The 17,044-nt window shown below is 69.5% G+C and carries 10 protein-coding genes; 9 read left to right on the top strand and 1 reads right to left on the bottom strand.

The genetic code is table 11. The features are described from left to right. The 9 genes from ACPTTC_RS16380 (at position 1) to nagE (ending at position 14,164) form a co-directional block, all read left to right on the top strand. Complete coding sequence (locus tag ACPTTC_RS16380) at positions 1-795, top strand: ABC transporter ATP-binding protein (protein WP_423393080.1); 795 nt, start codon at positions 1-3, stop codon at positions 793-795. Positions 796-1,089: 294 nt separating this feature from the next. Further along, on the top strand, positions 1,090-1,797 hold the full coding sequence (gene imuA / locus ACPTTC_RS16375; protein ID WP_423393079.1) for a translesion DNA synthesis-associated protein ImuA: 708 nt from the start codon (positions 1,090-1,092) through the stop codon (positions 1,795-1,797). After that, complete coding sequence (locus ACPTTC_RS16370; RefSeq protein ID WP_423393078.1) at positions 1,730-3,217, top strand: Y-family DNA polymerase; 1,488 nt, start codon at positions 1,730-1,732, stop codon at positions 3,215-3,217. Before imuA ends, ACPTTC_RS16370 begins: the two co-directional genes overlap by 68 nt. 6 nt (positions 3,218-3,223) lie before the next feature. Then, positions 3,224-6,427: an error-prone DNA polymerase gene (locus ACPTTC_RS16365; protein ID WP_423393077.1), complete on the top strand. Its 3,204-nt coding sequence runs from the start codon at positions 3,224-3,226 to the stop codon at positions 6,425-6,427. A gap of 318 nt (positions 6,428-6,745) precedes the next feature. Continuing rightward, entirely contained in the window at positions 6,746-7,480 is a 735-nt protein-coding gene (locus ACPTTC_RS16360) for a GntR family transcriptional regulator (protein ID WP_175970689.1), read from the top strand. A 98-nt stretch (positions 7,481-7,578) separates the two neighbouring features. Beyond that, entirely contained in the window at positions 7,579-8,682 is a 1,104-nt protein-coding gene (gene nagA, locus ACPTTC_RS16355) for an N-acetylglucosamine-6-phosphate deacetylase (RefSeq protein ID WP_041492962.1), read from the top strand. Beyond that, the gene (locus tag ACPTTC_RS16350; protein ID WP_423393371.1) at positions 8,675-9,691 is read left to right on the top strand and encodes an SIS domain-containing protein; all 1,017 of its coding nucleotides are present in this window, start codon (positions 8,675-8,677) and stop codon (positions 9,689-9,691) included. The genes nagA and ACPTTC_RS16350 overlap by 8 nt, the downstream gene beginning before the upstream one ends. Positions 9,692-9,706: 15 nt before the next feature. After that, positions 9,707-12,289 carry a phosphoenolpyruvate--protein phosphotransferase gene (ptsP, locus tag ACPTTC_RS16345; protein ID WP_423393076.1) on the top strand — a complete coding sequence of 861 codons (2,583 nt, stop codon included), beginning with the start codon at positions 9,707-9,709 and terminating at the stop codon, positions 12,287-12,289. Between the two features lie 87 nt (positions 12,290-12,376). After that, positions 12,377-14,164 (top strand): N-acetylglucosamine-specific PTS transporter subunit IIBC, encoded by a 1,788-nt coding sequence (nagE, locus tag ACPTTC_RS16340; protein ID WP_423393075.1) that lies wholly within the window; start codon positions 12,377-12,379, stop codon positions 14,162-14,164. A gap of 167 nt (positions 14,165-14,331) precedes the next feature. On the opposite strand, the gene ACPTTC_RS16335 is transcribed toward nagE, so the two are convergent. Then, complete coding sequence (locus ACPTTC_RS16335; RefSeq protein ID WP_423393074.1) at positions 14,332-16,815, bottom strand: family 20 glycosylhydrolase; 2,484 nt, start codon at positions 16,813-16,815, stop codon at positions 14,332-14,334. Positions 16,816-17,044: the final 229 nt, after the last annotated feature.

Here is a 17,044-nt window from a genome sequence, read left to right as displayed (position 1 = left end):
ATGCTGTCCGCACGAGACCTGACACTCACGTTCAATCCCGGCACGCCGATCGAGACGCGTGCGCTGCGCGGGCTGTCGCTCGAGATTCCCGACGGCCAGTTCGTCGCGGTGATCGGCTCGAACGGCGCCGGCAAGTCGACTTTCCTCAATGCGGTCAGCGGCGACCAGGCCGTCGATGCGGGGCGCATCTCGATCGACGGCACGGACGTCACGCGCAAGGCTGCGTGGGATCGCGCGCACCTCGTCGCGCGCGTGTTCCAGGATCCGATGGCCGGCACCTGCGAGGCGCTGACGATCGAGGAGAACATGGCGCTCGCGATGGCGCGTGGTGCGCGGCGCGGCTTCCGGGCCGCGCTCGACCGGCCGTCGCGCGAGCTGTTCCGCGACAAGCTGCGGCTCCTGAACCTCGGCCTCGAGAACCGGCTGACCGACCGGATCGGGCTGCTGTCGGGCGGCCAGCGGCAGGCGGTGAGCCTGCTGATGGCATCGCTGCGGCCGTCGCGGATCCTGCTGCTCGACGAGCACACCGCCGCGCTCGATCCGAAGACGGCCGCATTCGTGCTGGAACTGACCGCGCGCATCGTCGCCGAGAGCAAGCTGACGACGATGATGGTCACGCACAGCATGCGGCAGGCGCTCGACTACGGCGACCGCACGGTGATGCTGCACCAGGGGCAGGTCGTGCTCGACGTGTCGGGCGACGCGCGCAAGGGGCTCGACGTGCCGGACCTGCTGCAGATGTTCGAGAAGGTGCGTCACGAGCAGCTCGACGACGACGCGTTGCTGCTCGGCTGACGGGCGGCAGGCGGGCCGGCGCGGTGCGGGATGCCGCACCGTGCCGGTCTGCGTGAGGCGTGGCATGCCGATCCGGTCGGGCGATTCGGCGCGCGTGCGTCGCATCGGGCCGGATGGTTGTGGCGGGCGTTCGGGCGGCACGATCCGGCCACGCCCGATCCGGCGCACCGTAACATGACGGGCGCGCCGGCTTTCTCCCCGTTTTTCCTCTGACAAAAACCGGTTTCGCACCGGCGCTGTGCGATGCGAGCGCATTGCCATATACTGTATATCCATACAGTTGTGGGTGGCGTCATGCTCGCATCCTCCATTTCTCCCGAATCCCTTCATCCATCGCTCTGGCGTGGCTCGCAGCTCGCGCGCGGCGGTCCGCGCACGATCGACACGGGCTTTGCGCCGCTGTCCGCCGAGCTGCCGGGCGGCGGCTGGCCGGTCGGCGGGCTCGTCGAACTGCTGGCCGCGCAGCCGGGTTGCGGCGAGATGCGGCTGCTCGCGCCCGCGCTCGCACGCACCGTCAGCGCCCGGCGTCCGCTCGCGCTCGTCGCGCCGCCACAATCGCCGCATGCGACCGCGCTCGCCAGTCTCGGCGTGCCGGCCGACGCGTTGCTGTGGCTGCGCGCCGGCAGCCGCACGGATGCGTTGTGGGCCGCCGAGCAGGCGCTCAAGACCGGTTGTTGCGGCGCGCTGCTGCTCTGGCAGGACGCGCGGCCCGATGCGCTGCGGCGCCTGCATCTCGCGGCCGCGCGTACGGGCGACACGCTGTTCGTGATGCTGCGCCCGTTGTCGGCCGCGCGGCAGCCGTCGCCGGCCGTGCTGCGCGTCGCGCTGTATCCCGTGCCGGGCGGCGTGTCGCTCGATATCGTCAAGCGTCGCGGGCCGGCGCGCGGCGAGCCGCTCGTGCTCGACCTGCCGTCGCCCATCGTGGAGAGCCGCTATGCGCGTCTTGCTCGGCATCCATCTGCCGCGCCTGCCGCTCGACGTGTGCGCCCCGCCGCCGTCTGACGCAGCGGCCGGCGGCGCCGGCTGCGCGGTGCTCGAGCAAGGCGTCGTGCTGATCGCCGATGCAGCCGCGCGCCGGCAAGGCGTGCGCGCGGGCATGAAGCGCGGCGGCGTGCTGACGCTCGCGCCCGAGACGCAACTCGTCGAACGCGATCCCGCGCGCGAGGCCGATGCGCTGCGCGCGGTCGCGCTCGCGTTGCTGCGCTTCTCGCCGTGCGTCGCGCTCGACGACGAAGCCACGCTGATCGTCGACGTCGGCCCGAGCCTGCGCCTGTTCGGCGGCTTGCCGTCGCTGTGTCGCCAGGTGCGTGAGACGCTCGCGGCGCTCGGTTATGCGGCGCGCCTGTCCGCCGCGCCGACCGGGCGCGGTGCGTGGCTGCTCGCGCGTGTCTCGGCCCGCGCGCGGATCCGGCGCCGGGTGGCCGCCCCTGCGTCGCTGGTTCGCGCGCTCGATGGGCTGCCGTGCGTGCTGTTGCCCGATGCGCGTCCGTATGCGGGCTGGTTCGACGGTCTCGGCTGCCGCACGCTCGCCGATCTGCGCCGACTGCCGCGCGCGGGGCTGCAGCGCCGCTGCGGTCCCGCGCTGCTGGCCGCGCTCGATCGCGCGTACGGCGATGCGGTCGAGCCGCTTGCGTGGATGGCGGTGCCGCCCGTGTTCGACGTGCGGCTCGAATTGCCGGAGCGCGTCGAATACGCGGAAGCCGTGCTGTTCGCCGCGCGGCGGCTCGTCGTGCAGCTCTGCGGCTGGCTGGCCGCGCGGCAACTGTCGCTGGCCGCGATGACGTTCGATCTCGAGCACGAGCGCGGCCGCCAGGCCGTGCCGCCGACGCCGCTCGAACTTGCGTTCGCCGCACCCGTGCGCGACGAGGCGCACTTCATGCGGCTGCTCGGCGAGCGGCTCGCGCGCGTCGAGTTGCCGGCCGCGGTGATCGCGGTGCGCCTGAAGGCCACGCGCGTCGAATCGGTCGCGCCGCCGGCCGAGGATCTCTTTCCCGAGCCGGGCGGCACGCGCGAGACGCGCGCGCGGCTGTTCGAGCTGCTGGTCGCGCGGCTCGGCGCGGAGAACGTGCTGCGCGCGGCGCCGGTTGCCGATTACCGGCCCGAGGCCGCGAACCGCTGGCTGCCGCTGGATGCGCAGGCCGGCAAGCCGGCCGCTGGCCCGCCGGCCGTGCCGCCGCGTCCCGCGTGGCTGCTGGCCGAGCCGCTGCCGTTGCTGATGCGCGGGGAGCGGCCGGTATTTCATACGCCGCTCAGGATGATGTCGTCGGTGGAGCGGATCGAGGCAGGGTGGTTCGATGGTCAGCTCGCTGCACGCGATTACTGCGTCGCGCAGGACGAGGCCGGTGCGTGCTACTGGGTATTCAAGGAACGGGCGAGGAGCGAGTCCGAGCCGCGCTGGTTCCTGCACGGCCTGTTCGGGTGAGCGGCGATGGTTGCGGAATTCAGTTGGCTGCCCGATTACGCGGAGTTGTTTTGCCGTTCGAACTTTTCGTTCCTGCATGGCGCGTCGCATGCGGAGGAACTGGTCGAGCGTGCGTCCGAACTCGGCTATCGCGGGATCGCGATCACCGACGAATGCTCGCTCGCGGGCGCGCCGCGCATGCATGTCGCCGCGAAGGCGAAAGGGCTGCCGCTCGTCATCGGTTCGTATTTCGAAGTCACGCCGGATGAAGTCGCGCCCGGCCACGATCCGGGCCCCGGCGCGTTCGGGCTCGTGTTGCTGGCGCAGAACCGCGAGGGCTACGGCAACCTGTCCGAGCTGATTTCGTGGCGGCGAATGGCGTCGCCGAAGGGCACTTACACGCTGACGTCGCGGATGCTGTCGGCACCGCCTGCCGAGTTTGCGCACTTGCGCGGCGTGCCCGACTGCTTCGCGATTCTCGTGCCCACGTATCCGGTGCGTGCCGATGTACTCGATGCGCAGGTCGCGTGGTTTCGCGCGACGTTCGGCGAACGTGCGCGGCTCGGGCTCGTACAGTTGCAGCGCGCGCTGGACGGTGCGCAGCGCGAGGAGATTCGTGCGGCCGGCGAACGACGTGGCGTGCGCATCGTCGCGCTGGGTGACGTGACGATGCACCGGCGCTCGTGCAAGGAACTGCAGGACGTGATGACGGCAATCCGCGTCGGCATGCCGGTTTCCGAGTGCGGGTATGCGCTTGCGCCGAATGCGGAACAGCATCTGCGCTCGCGACAGCGAATCGGGCAACTGTACTCGCCGGAGGAGATCGCGCAGACGTGCGCGATTCTCGATGCTTGTCATTTCGAACTCGATTCGCTGCGCTACGAGTATCCCGACGAGATCGTGCCGAAGGGGCTCACGCCGACGAGCTATCTGGAACAGGAAACCCGGGCAGGCGCGGCCGAGCGTTATCCGAACGGCATTCCGGAGAAAGTGGCGAAGCAGATCCGGTATGAACTCGACCTGATCGCGAAGCTGAGCTACGAACCGTTCTTCCTGACCGTCTACGACATCGTCAAATACGCGCGCAGCCAGAACATCCTGTGTCAGGGCCGGGGCTCGGCGGCAAACTCGGTTGTCTGCTATTGCCTCGGTATCACCGAGGTCGACCCTGATCAGAGCACGATGCTGTTCGAGCGTTTCATCAGCGAGGAGCGTGGCGAGCCGCCCGACATCGACGTCGACTTCGAGCATCAGCGCCGGGAGGAAGTGATTCAGCATATCTACAAGAAATACGGCAAGGATCGCGCGGCACTCGCGGCGGCCGTTTCGACCTATCGTCCGCGCGGCGTGCTGCGCGAAACCGGCAAGGCGCTCGGTGTCGATCCGATGCTGATCGACCGCGTCGCGAAGGGGCATCGCTGGTTCGACGGTAGCCGTGACCTGCTGCAGCAATTCGCGACGACCGGGCTCGACCCGGCGACGCCGATGATTCGCGCATGGGCCGAATTGTCGGGGCGATTGCTCAACTTTCCGCGCCACTTGTCGCAGCACTCGGGCGGTTTCGTGATCAGCCGCGGCAAGCTCACGCGGCTCGTGCCCGTCGAGAACGCCGCAATGGACGGGCGGCGCGTGATCCAGTGGGATAAAGACGACCTCGAATCGCTCAAGCTGATGAAAGTCGACGTGCTCGCGCTCGGCATGCTGTCGGCGCTGCATCGCGCGTTCGACATGCGCACCGCATGGCGCGGGCCGCCGAAACCGGGCGGCGAGCCGTTCACGCTGAAGCACATTCCACAGGATGACAAGGCGACCTACGACATGATCTGTCGTGCCGACACAGTCGGCGTGTTCCAGATCGAATCGCGCGCGCAGATGTCGATGCTGCCGCGCCTGCGCCCGAAGACTTACTACGATCTGGTGATCGAGGTGGCGATCGTGCGGCCGGGGCCGATCCAGGGCGGGGCAGTACACCCCTATCTGAAACGGCGCCAGGGAATCGAAAAGGTCAGTTATCCGAAAGAGGAATTGAAGCCCGCGCTCGAACGTACGTACGGCGTGCCGATCTTCCAGGAGCAGGTGATGCAGATCGCGATGATCGCGGCAGGCTTCACGCCCGGCGAGGCCGACGAGCTGCGCCGCGCGATGGCCGCGTGGAAGCGCAAGGGCAATCTCGAGAAATATCACCGCAAGATCGTCGACGGGATGCGCGAGCGCGACTATCCGCCCGACTTCGCCGAACAGATCTTCGAACAGATCAAGGGCTTCGGCGATTACGGATTCCCCGAAAGCCACGCGGCAAGCTTCGCGAAACTCGCGTACGCCAGCAGCTGGCTCAAATGCCACGAACCGGCGATCTTCCTCGCCGCATTGCTGAACAGCCAGCCGATGGGTTTCTACCCGCCGTCGCAACTCGTGCAGGACGCGAAGCGGCACGGCGTGCAGGTGCTGCCGATCGACGTGACGCAAAGCAACTGGGAAACATCGCTGGAAGCGCTGCCCGACCAGCCGCCTCCGCGCGGCCAACCCGCCGTGCGGCTCGGCCTGTCGCTCGTGCGCGGTCTCGGCGAAGCCGCCGCGCGCCGCATCGAAGCGGCACGCGCAGCCGGCCCGTTCGACAGTGTCGACGCCCTCGCACGCCGCGCGCAGCTCGAACGCCGCGACCTCGAAGCGCTCGCCGCCGCGAACGCGCTTGCGACGCTCGCCGGCCATCGCCGAGATGCGCTGTGGCAAGCGGTTGCAGCAGCCCCCGAGCGCGACCTGCTCGCCGCCGCGCCGATCGACGAACCCGAGAAGCCCGCACTCGGCGCGCCGTCGGAAGCCGACGATATCCTCGCCGACTATCACACCACCGGCCTCACGCTGAACCGCCATCCCGTCGCGCTGCTGCGGCCCGAGCTGCGCGCGCGGCGGCTGTCGTCCGCGGCCGAATTGCATGACCGCCCCGACGGCCGGCTCGCGCGCGCGTGCGGGCTCGTGACCGCGCGGCAGATGCCGGGCACCGCGAAAGGCGTGATGTTCATGACGCTCGAGGACGAAACCGGCTGCGTGAACCTGATCGTCCGGCCCGAACTGCTCGCGCGGCAGCGCCGCGAAACCCTCGATTCGCGGCTGCTCGCGGCGTCCGGCGTGTGGCAGGTCGTGAGCGACGTGAGGCACCTCGTCGCGCAACACTTCGAGGATCTGACGCCGCTGCTCGGCGGCCTGCGCACAGCGAGCCGCGAATTCCACTGACGCACGGTGGCGGTCGCGGCGCGCCTGCCGCCACCCTTGCATACCAGTCGGCTCAACTGGTTCTATTCAGGTCTCATATTCGCGCCCAAAACCTGGCCGAGACGCGTACTGGAACTGTCCCCTTGCATACCAATCCGGGTAAATCCCTACCCGGTACTTTGTTGTAAACAAAGGGTTTGTTGGAACTAAACCGCTTGCCTGGCAAGGCTTTTGGCGATTTCCGCACCGCTAATACCAGTTCGTTGACTGGTATTATGGTGGTTATATAATGCCCTCACTTTCGACGGCCCGAGGTCGTCGTCCGACACCTGGAGGCACATGGAAACCGGCTGGTCCGAACTGGCGCCCGATCCCCTCAGCGACACGCCGCTTTATCTGCAGCTCGCCCGCAATCTGGCGAGTGCGATCCACGCCGGCGCGTGGCGGGCCGGTGAGGCGCTGCCGTCGGAGCGGCTGCTGTCAGTGTCGGTCGGTGTGTCGCGGATCACGGCCCGTCGCGCACTCGCGCTGCTGGTCGAGCAGGGGCTGATCAAGCGGGCGCGCGGAGCGGGCAGCTTCATCACGCCGCGCGTTGCCGATCCGCTGTCGCGTCTCGTCGGCTTCACCGCGAAGATGCGGCAGCGCGGCTTCGTGCCCGATTCGGTGTGGCTGTCGCGCACGCTGCGCGCCGCAAACCGCGACGAGATCACGCGTCTCGGCCTCGCGCCCGGCGCGACGGTGGCGCGGCTCGAACGGCTGCGCCGCGCGGACGGCATCGTGATGGCCGTCGAGCACTCGACGCTGCCGGCCGCGGTGGTGCCCGATCCGCAGGTGCTCGGCGCGTCGCTGTACGAATACCTCGAAGCGCGCGGGATGACCGTCGTGCGCGCGCTGCAGCACTTTCGCGCGGCGAACGCGACCCACGCGATCGCGAAATGGATGGCGGTGAAGCCGGGTTCGGCGCTGCTGGTGATCACGCGGGTCGGCTACGGCGCCGACCAGCGCGCGATCGAAGTGAGTGAAACGTATTGCCGCGACGACTACTACGACTTCGTCGCCGAACTGAAACGCTGACGCGCGAGACTGCCCGCGCGCGACCCGCGTGAAGCAACGACACGGATTTGCAAATCACGACGCGGATGCCCGCGTCACCAGATCATCAAGAGAACGTCATGCTGACTGGAAACATCCTTACCCCCGACGGCTGGATTCACGGTTCGCTCGATAGCGAGAACGGTCGCATCACGACCCTCGACGGCAAGCCCGTCGATCCCGCGAAGAACGACGCGCCTTACATCCTGCCCGGCTTCATCGACCTGCACGTGCACGGCGGCGGCGGCGCCGACGTGATGGAAGGCGGCGACGCGATCGAGACGATCGCCCGCACGCACGCGCAATTCGGCACGACGAGCCTGCTCGCGACGACGATGACCGCGCCGCGCGACGAACTGATGAAAGTCGTCGGCAACCTCGGCAGCGTTGCACGCACCCGCACGCCGGGCGGCGCGCGCGTGCTCGGCGTGCACCTCGAAGGGCCGTACATCAACCCCGGCAAGCTCGGCGCGCAGCCTGACGCGGCCGTGTCGGCCGTGCTCGACGAAGTGCTGAAGTACCTGTCGATCGCGCCGATTCGCGTCGTCACGCTCGCACCGGAAATCGCCGGCCACATCGAGATCATCGGCGAGATGGCCGCGCGCGGCGTGCGCGTGCAGCTCGGTCATTCGCTCGCGACCTACGACGACGCGGTGGCCGCGCTCAAGCACGGTGCGTGCGGCTTCACGCACCTGTTCAACGCGATGTCGCCGCTGCATCACCGCAACCCGGGCCTGGTGGGCGCGGCGCTTGCGCATGCCGAATACGCGGAAATCATCCCTGACCTGCTGCACGTCCACCCGGGCGCGATTCGTGCTGCGCTGCGCGCGATCCCGCGCCTGTACGTCGTGACCGACAGCACGTCCGCAACGGGCATGCCCGACGGCGAGTACCGGCTCGGCAGCCAGCACGTGACGAAGTGCCTCGGCGGCGTGCGGCTGGCCGACGGCACGCTCGCCGGCAGCACGCTGACGATGGACCAGGCGCTGCGCAACCTCGTGTCGCTCGGCCTGCCGATCGCCGACGTGTCGAACCGGATGTCGCGCTATGCGGCCGACTACCTCGGCGTCACCGATCGCGGCCGCCTCGAGCGCGGCGCATGGGCCGACCTCGCGGTGTTCGATCGCGACCTGAACCTCACCGCGACTTACGTCGAAGGAGAATCGATTGTCGAATATGCTTAAGGAAGCGCGCGAGTCCGCCCAGGTCGTCGCCGCGCAGATCGCCGACACCACGCGCGTCGAAGCGCTCGCCGGCCAATTGCTCGATCACCCGCCGGCCGTCGCACTGACGGTCGCGCGCGGCAGCTCGGATCACGCCGCGAGCTATTTCGCGAGCCTGACGATGAGCCGCCTCGGCGTGCCGGTCGCGTCGCTGCCGATGTCGGTCGCGACGCTGCAGCAGGCGCCGTTGAAGGTGCAGGACCAGCTCGCGATCGCGTTCTCCCAGTCGGGCAAGAGCCCCGATCTCGTCAACACGATGGCCGCGCTGCGTGAAGCCGGCGCGCGCACCGTCGCCGCCGTGAACGTGCTGCCGTCGCCGCTTGCCGATGCATGCGAGCACCAGTTGCCGCTGCTCGCCGGCCCCGAACTGTCGGTGGCCGCGACCAAGAGCTATATCGCGATGCTGTCGCTGTCCGCGCAGATCGTGGCCTACTGGCAGCGCGACGCCGCACTGATGACCGCGCTGCGCGGTCTGCCCGACGTGCTCGCGCAGGCCGGCCAGCTCGACTGGTCGCGGGCCGTTGCCGCGCTGGCGGGCGTCGAACGGATGATCGTGATCGGCCGCGGCCTGGGCCTCGCGATCGCGCAGGAAGCCGCGCTGAAGCTGAAGGAAACGTCCGGCATCCAGGCCGAGGCGTTCTCGAGCGCCGAAGTCCGTCACGGCCCGATGGAGCTGATCGACCGCGACTATCCGCTGCTCGTATTCGCGCCGCCGGGGCCCGAGCAGGCCGGCCTGCTGCAGCTCGCGCAAGACATGCGCGCCCGCGGCGCCGCCGTGCTGCTCGCGGCGCCCGCCGGCACGCCCGGCACATCGGGCACGGTGCTGCCGCTCGCGCAGTCCGCCCATCCGGCGCTCGACCCGATCGCCGCCATTCTTTCGTTCTACGTGATGGCGGCGGATCTCGCCGTCGCGCGCGGCCGCAATCCCGACACGCCGCGCCACCTGAACAAAGTCACCGAAACGCACTGATAGCCGAGACAGCCGATGAGACGCGCCGAGGAGTCCCAGTTGAAGAGCCCCACCCCCGATCAGATCGTCCTGCTTGCCCCGTTGACGGGGCCGATCGTCGCGCTGGCCGACGTGCCCGATCCGGTGTTCTCCGGCGGGATGTTCGGCGACGGCATCGGCATCGACCCGCTCGCGGGCCAGCTCGTCGCGCCGTGCGCGGGCGTCGTGTCGCATCTCGCGCGCACGGGCCATGCCGTGACGATCACGACGCCGCAAGGCGCGGAAGTGCTGCTGCACATCGGCATCGATACCGTTGAACTGAACGGGCAGGGCTTCGTCGCGCACGTCGAGGCCGGCGCGCGTGTCGAGGCGGGCACGCTGCTGATCGAGTTCGACCAGGACGCGGTGGCGCGCAGCGCGCATTCGCTCGTGTCGGTGATCGCGATCGCGAACTCGGATGCGTTCGAGGTCGTCGAGCGCGCCAGCGGTTTCGCGACGGCCGGCGAGACGCCGTTGCTGGCGTTGCGCGGCAAGGGCGAAGCGGCCGCGCAGGCAGCGCAAACCAGCACCGCGGCGGGGAACGAAGTGCGCCGCGAAATCGTGCTGGCGCAGCCGGGCGGGCTGCATGCGCGGCCGGCCGCACGTGCACGTGAAGCCGTGCGCGGGTTCGACGCGACCGTCGACGTGCTGTTCGACGGCCGCAAGGCATCGATCGCGAGCGTCGTCGGCCTGCTCGGCCTCGGCGCCGGGGAAGGCGCGACGGTCGAACTGGTCGGCCGCGGCGCGCACGCGCAGCAGGCTGTCGATGCGGTCGAGCACGAGCTGTTGCGCGAAGCGCACGGCGAAGTCGAGGAAAAACCGGCGCGGCTGAGGTCGCCCGCGCCGCAGACGGTCGCGCGCAACGTCGGCGCGCCGATTGACCCGAACACGCTCGCGGGTGTGTGCGCGGCGCCCGGTATCGCGGTCGGCACGCTGGTGCGTCTCGATGACGCGGAAATCGTGCCGCCCGAGCAGGCTGCCGGCACGCCGGCCACGGAAAGCCGTCAGCTCGACCAGGCGCTGAAGTCAGTCGATGCGGAACTCGACGAAACAGTGCGCAACGCATCGGCGCGCGGCGCGGTCGGCGAAGCGGGCATCTTCGCGGTGCACCGCGTGCTGCTCGAGGATCCGACGCTGATCGACGCGGCGCGCGACCTGATCAGCCTCGGCAAAAGCGCGGGCTTCGCATGGCGCGCGACGATCCGCACGCAGATCGACACGCTGTCGAAGCTCGACGATGCGCTGCTCGCCGAACGCGCGGCCGACCTGCGCGACATCGAGAAGCGCGTGCTGCGCGCGCTCGGTCATACGAACGGCGCCGCGCGTGCGCTGCCGGACGAGGCCGTGCTCGCGGCCGAGGAATTCACGCCGTCCGACCTGTCGTCGCTCGATCGCCAGCGCGTGACCGCGCTCGTGATGGCGCGCGGCGGCGCGACGTCGCATGCGGCGATCATCGCGCGGCAGCTCGGCATTCCGGCGCTGGTCGCGGTCGGTGATGCACTGTACGCGATTCCGGACGGCACGCAGGTCGTCGTCGATGCAAGCGCGGGCCGGCTCGAGCACGCGCCGACCGCACTCGACGTCGAGCGCGCGCGGCACGAGCGCCAGCGCCTGGACGGTGTGCGCGAGGCGAACCGGCAACTGGCGGGCGTTGCCGCCTCGACCGTCGATGGCCGTGCGATCGAGGTTGCCGCGAACATCGCGACGCTCGACGACGCGAACACCGCGGTCGACAACGGTGCCGACGCGGTCGGCCTGCTGCGTACCGAACTGATGTTCATCCATCGCCAGGCCGCACCGACGGTCGTCGAACACCAGCAGAGCTACCAGTCGATCGTCGACGCATTGCAGGGCCGCACGGCGATCATCCGCACGCTCGACGTCGGCGCCGACAAGGAGGTCGACTACCTGACGCTGCCGCCCGAACCGAACCCGGCGCTTGGCCTGCGCGGCATCCGCCTCGCGCAGGTGCGCCCCGATCTGCTCGACGATCAGTTGCAGGGCCTGCTCGCGGTGAAGCCGTTCGGCGCGGTGCGCATCCTGCTGCCGATGGTCACCGACGCGGGCGAGATCGTGCGGCTGAGAAAGCGTATCGACGAGTTCGCGCGCGCACAGGGCCGCACCGAGCCGATCGAGGTCGGCGTGATGATCGAGGTGCCGTCGGCCGCGCTGCTGGCCGACCAGCTCGCGCAGCACGCGGATTTCCTGTCGATCGGCACCAACGACCTGACGCAGTACACGCTCGCGATGGACCGCTGCCAGGCCGACCTGGCCGCGCAATCCGACGGCCTGCATCCGGCCGTGCTGCGCCTGATCGACATCGCGGTGCGCGGCGCCGCGAAGCACGGCAAGTGGGTTGGCGTGTGCGGCGCGCTCGGCGGCGATCCGCTCGCGGTGCCGATCCTGGTCGGCCTCGGCGTGACCGAACTGTCGGTCGACCCGGTGTCGGTGCCGGGCATCAAGGCGCGGGTGCGCCGTCTCGATTACCAGTTGTGCCGTCAGCGCGCGCAGGATCTGCTCGCACTCGATTCGGCGCAGGCGGTAAGGGCAGCAAGCCGCGAGGTCTGGCCGCTCGACTGAACGTCGAGGGCAGGCTCGCGACCCGTTTTACTACGAAAGCAATTAGGTCAACGACGCTTAACGACGAGACAAGGATTGGAGGACTGAATGAACGGGAATCCGTTTCTGAAAATACAGGGCCTGGGCCGGGCGCTGATGCTGCCGATCGCGGTATTGCCGGTTGCCGGCATCCTGCTGCGACTCGGTCAGCCTGACGTGTTCAACATCAAGATGATCGCCGACGCCGGCGGCGCGATCTTCGACAACCTGCCGCTGCTGTTCGCGATCGGCGTGGCGGTCGGTTTCGCGAAAGACAACAACGGCGTGGCGGCGCTCGCGGGCGCGATCGGCTACCTGATCGAAACCGCGATCATGAAGGACATCGATCCCAAGCTGAACATGGGCGTGCTGTCCGGGATCATCGCGGGTGTCGTTGCGGGCCTGCTGTACAACCGCTACAAAGACATCAAGCTGCCGGACTACCTCGCGTTCTTCGGCGGGAAACGGTTCGTGCCGATCATCACGGGGCTGGCCTGCGTCGTGCTCGGCATCGTGTTCGGGTATGTATGGCAGCCGGTCCAGCATGCGATCGACGCGGCCGGCCAGTGGCTGACGACGGCGGGCGCGATCGGTGCGTTCGTGTTCGGCTTCCTGAACCGCCTGCTGCTCGTCACGGGCCTGCACCACATCATCAACTCGCTCGCATGGTTCGTGTTCGGCAACTTCACGCCGCCCGCCGGCGGCGAGATCGTGCACGGCGACCTGCACCGCTTCTTCGCGGGCGACCCGACCGCGGGCACCTTCATGGCCGGCTTCTTCCCGATCATGATGTTCGGCCTGCCGGCTGCGTGTCTGGCCATGCTGCACGAAGCGCCGAAGGAGCGCCGCGCGATGGTCGGCGGCCTGCTGTTCTCGATGGCGCTCACGTCGTTCCTGACCGGCGTGACCGAGCCGATCGAATTCAGCTTCATGTTCCTCGCACCGGTGCTGTACGTGATCCACGCGGTGCTGACGGGGCTGTCGCTCGCGATCTGCCAGATCCTCGGCGTAAAGCTCGGCTTCACGTTCTCGGCCGGCGCAATCGACTATGTGCTGAACTACGGGCTGTCGACGAAGGGCTGGATCGCGATCCCGCTCGGCATCGCGTACGGCGCTGCGTACTACGGGCTGTTCCGCTTCTTCATCCGCAAGTTCAACATGGCCACGCCGGGCCGTGAGCCGGCATCGGCCGATTCGGCAGTCGAATCGTACGCATCGGGCGGCTTCGTCGCACCGGCCGCCGGCGCCGCGGCGGGTGCCGCCGCGCCGCGCGCGCAGCGCTACATCGCCGCGCTCGGCGGGGCAGGCAACCTGTCGGTCGTCGACGCCTGCACGACGCGCCTGCGCCTGACCGTCGTCGATCCGGAGAAGGTCTCGGAGCCGGAACTGAAGTCGATCGGCGCGCGCGGCGTGCTCAAGCGCGGCGGCAACAGCGTGCAGGTGATCATCGGGCCCGAGGCCGACATCATTGCCGACGAGATGCGTGCCGCCATCGGCAGCGGCGCGGCGGGCGCGGCATCGACGGCGACGGCGACGGCGACGGCGACGGCTGCCGCGGCGCAGCCCGTCACCGGCGCGGCCGCCGGCCCGCTCGATCCGGAGCCGACGCGCTGGCTCGCGGTGTTCGGCGGCGCGACCAACGTCGCGTCGCTCGACGCGGTCGCGACCACGCGCCTGCGCGTCGTCGTGCGCGATCCGTCGGCTGTCGATCGCGATCGTCTCGGCGCGCTCGACGTCGCGTGGGTGTCGCTCGACACGTTTCACATCGTCTGCGGCAACGCGGCGGCACGCTATGCCGAGCAGCTCGGCGCGCGCCTGCCGCCGGCAGGCGGCGGGGCGGCTGCACAGCCGGCATGACGCAATAAGGCCGGCAGGATCCGCGCTGCGGGTTCGCGCCGGTCGGCAGAAACGAAAACGGCTTGCGATGCGTCGCAAGCCGTTTTTCTTTGGTGCGGGCGATCGCGCGATGCATTCGTCCGCATCGCGCATTGCTCAACTGCCCGATCGTTCGGCCGCCCAGCCGTTCACGGGGTCGTCAGCGTGAAGGTCGGCTTCCGGTAGCCGACGCCGGCCCGGTCGAGCTTCGGCAATTCGCGTTGCGCGAGCAACGTCGCGAAGCCGGCCCAGTCGCGCTGCAGCGCGGCGATGTCGACGTGATGCGTGTCGCCGCGCTTGAAGCGCACGCCGGCCGCATAAGGCAGCTCCCAGTCGGCCCGGTGCCATGCGCGCTCGGCCAGCGCGAGCAGCCTCGGATAGGCCATGTACTCGAGGAAGGTGTCGTTGCGCATCACCTCGCCCCATGCCTGCCCCTGCATGCCTTCGATGCGTGGCGCGGGGCCCGTGCCCGTTACCTCGAACGCGTTGCCGTCACGGTCGCCCATCACTTCGGCGTTCTGCGGCAGGTTCTCGGGCGCGAGCGAGAACACCTTGTACTCGTCCGTCGCATGCGAGCCCCAGTAGTAGCCGCGCTCGCGCGGGTTGAGCGTGTACGGGAAGTCGAAGTACAGGTAGTCGGGCAGCGCCAGCACCGTCAGGTAGCCCTTGCCGCTCAGGTCGCGTGCGCTATCCGATGCGCCCCAGAAGATCGTGTCCCACAGCGACACCATCACGTGGCGCGTGCCGAAGTCCTGCGGCCCGTTTGCATGCTTGATGCCGTCCTGCCACGCGGCCATCGTGTCGATCCCGTTCGCGTTGACCGCCGCGCTCACCTGTTGCGCGAATCGCGTCGGCAACTCGTCGATCGACTTGATCTCGCCGCGCTGGAGCAGCGCCGTGCACGCCGGCGAACGCGCCCACGGCTTGTCCTGCGCGGCGAGATCGATGCGCCCCTTGTTCGGATCCGTGCCGTTCAGCGGCTGGAAACCCGCGCCGAGGAAGATGTTCTTCGCCTCGTCGCCGCCGTAGTGCCAGATGTGCAGCGGCGCCTGCGCGTCGGCATGCATCGCGGCGATCTCGCGGATCACCTTCGATGCGAAATTGAGCGCGCCCGGCACGCAGGGGTTCAGGTCGCTGCGCCGGTCGTAGAACTGCACCGTCGTCAGGTTCGACGCGTCCTGCGGATCGAGCAACCGGTATGCGTTCGCTTCCTGCTCGCGGCCGGCTGCATGCAGCCGCTTGTAACGTGCCTCCATCGTCACGACGGCCGCGCGCGCATGCGCGGGCATGTCGATCTCGGGGATGATCTCGACGAAATGCGCGGCCGCGTAGCGCACCAGCGACACGTAGTCGTCACGCGTCAGGTAGCCGCCGCCCGAGCGGTTGTCCGGGCCGGAGCCGAGCTGCGGCAGCAGGCAGCGCGTCTCGCTCGGGTCGTGGCAGCGGCGTCCCCCGATCTCGGTCAGTTCGGGCAGGCCGGGAATCTCGATGCGCCAGCCCTCGTCGTCGGACAGATGCAGGTGCAGGCGATTGAGCTTGTACGCGCTCATCTGGTCGATCAGGCGGCGCAGCGTGGCCGGGTGCTTGAAGTTGCGCGCGAGATCGACGTGCATCCCGCGATGCGTGAAGCGCGGCGCATCCTCGACCAGCATCGCCGGGATCGGGCCGCCGCCGGCGGGTGCGAGCGAGTAGAGCGTCTGCACGCCGTAGTAGAGGCCGGCGCGATCGTAGCCTTCGATCAGCACGCCGCGCGGCCCGATTGCGAGCCGATAGCCGCCCGGCATCGCGATGTCGGCCGGCAGCCGGCGCGGCGCGACGGCGCCACGCACCGGCACGCGCGCGCCGTCGAGCCCGAGTGTCGTCGCGCGTTCGCGCAGCGCCGCGACCTGTGCGTCCGGTAGATCGGGTAGCGCGAGCTCGACGCCGCGCAGGTCGAGCGTACCGGGCAGCGGCTGCTCGCGCTTCACGCTCGGCAGCGCGCGGCTCGCATCGGGCCGCGCGGCCACGGGCGGCGCATTGCCGGTCGAGTTGTTCTGTGCGTCGGCCGGCAGCGATTCGACGTAGCGCAGTTCGTCGTCGGTGTCGTCGTAGCGGAGCACGGCGGGCGGCGCGCCATCGACGACCACGTACGGGCGCGGGATCACGTCGCTGTAGCGCAGCAGCCAGTATTCGGCGACGAACGGCAGCTCGATGCGCTCGCCCGGTGCAAGCCGCACCGAGCCCGGCTGCGGCGTCAGCTCGTACAGGTCACCGGTGAGCCGCCGCAGCGCGAAGCCGGGGCGGTCGATCCGCAGCAGGCGGCGGATGCTGTGCAGGTAGAGCTTCCAGCCGCCGTCGGCGATCGCCTGGTGGCCGCGGTTCTGCAGGATCAGGCGGCCCGTCGCGCAGGCCGCGCCGTCGGCGCCGAGATCGGCGCACGGCACGCCGGCCGCGGCCGCGTGGTTGTTGTCGACGGCGACGCGCAATGCGAGGCCGTTCGACAGCCGCGCCGCGAGATCGGCCGGCGGCACGGGGGGCCGTACGGCGCCGGTCGCCGCGACCACGGCGCTCGACGCGGGCAGCGCGCCGAGCGCGACCGGCGACAGTGCCGCGACCAGCAGGCCGGCAAACAGGGTGGACAAGGTTCGGTTCATGCGGACTCCTGAGAAAAAAGGGGGCGTGGCGGCGTCACGGGATGACGTCGCTGCAAGCGGGTCTTTCAACGGAGCTGCGGGGACAACAGGGTGCGCGGGCGATGCGGCTGCTCCGCGCGCAGTCGGCACGCGGGCGCGTGCGTTACGGAACGGGTGGCGGGCAGGCGTGCCGGTCGGATCGGCGCGGGTGGGTACGCGTCTTCATCGGCGGCGCACGGCAGCGGCGGGT

It is taken from the genome of Burkholderia mycopellens, from assembly GCF_964265025.1.
Classification (GTDB): Bacteria; Pseudomonadota; Gammaproteobacteria; order Burkholderiales; family Burkholderiaceae; genus Burkholderia.
Note: the sequence above shows the minus strand (reverse complement) of the source record. Positions and strands in the feature narration are given on the sequence as shown.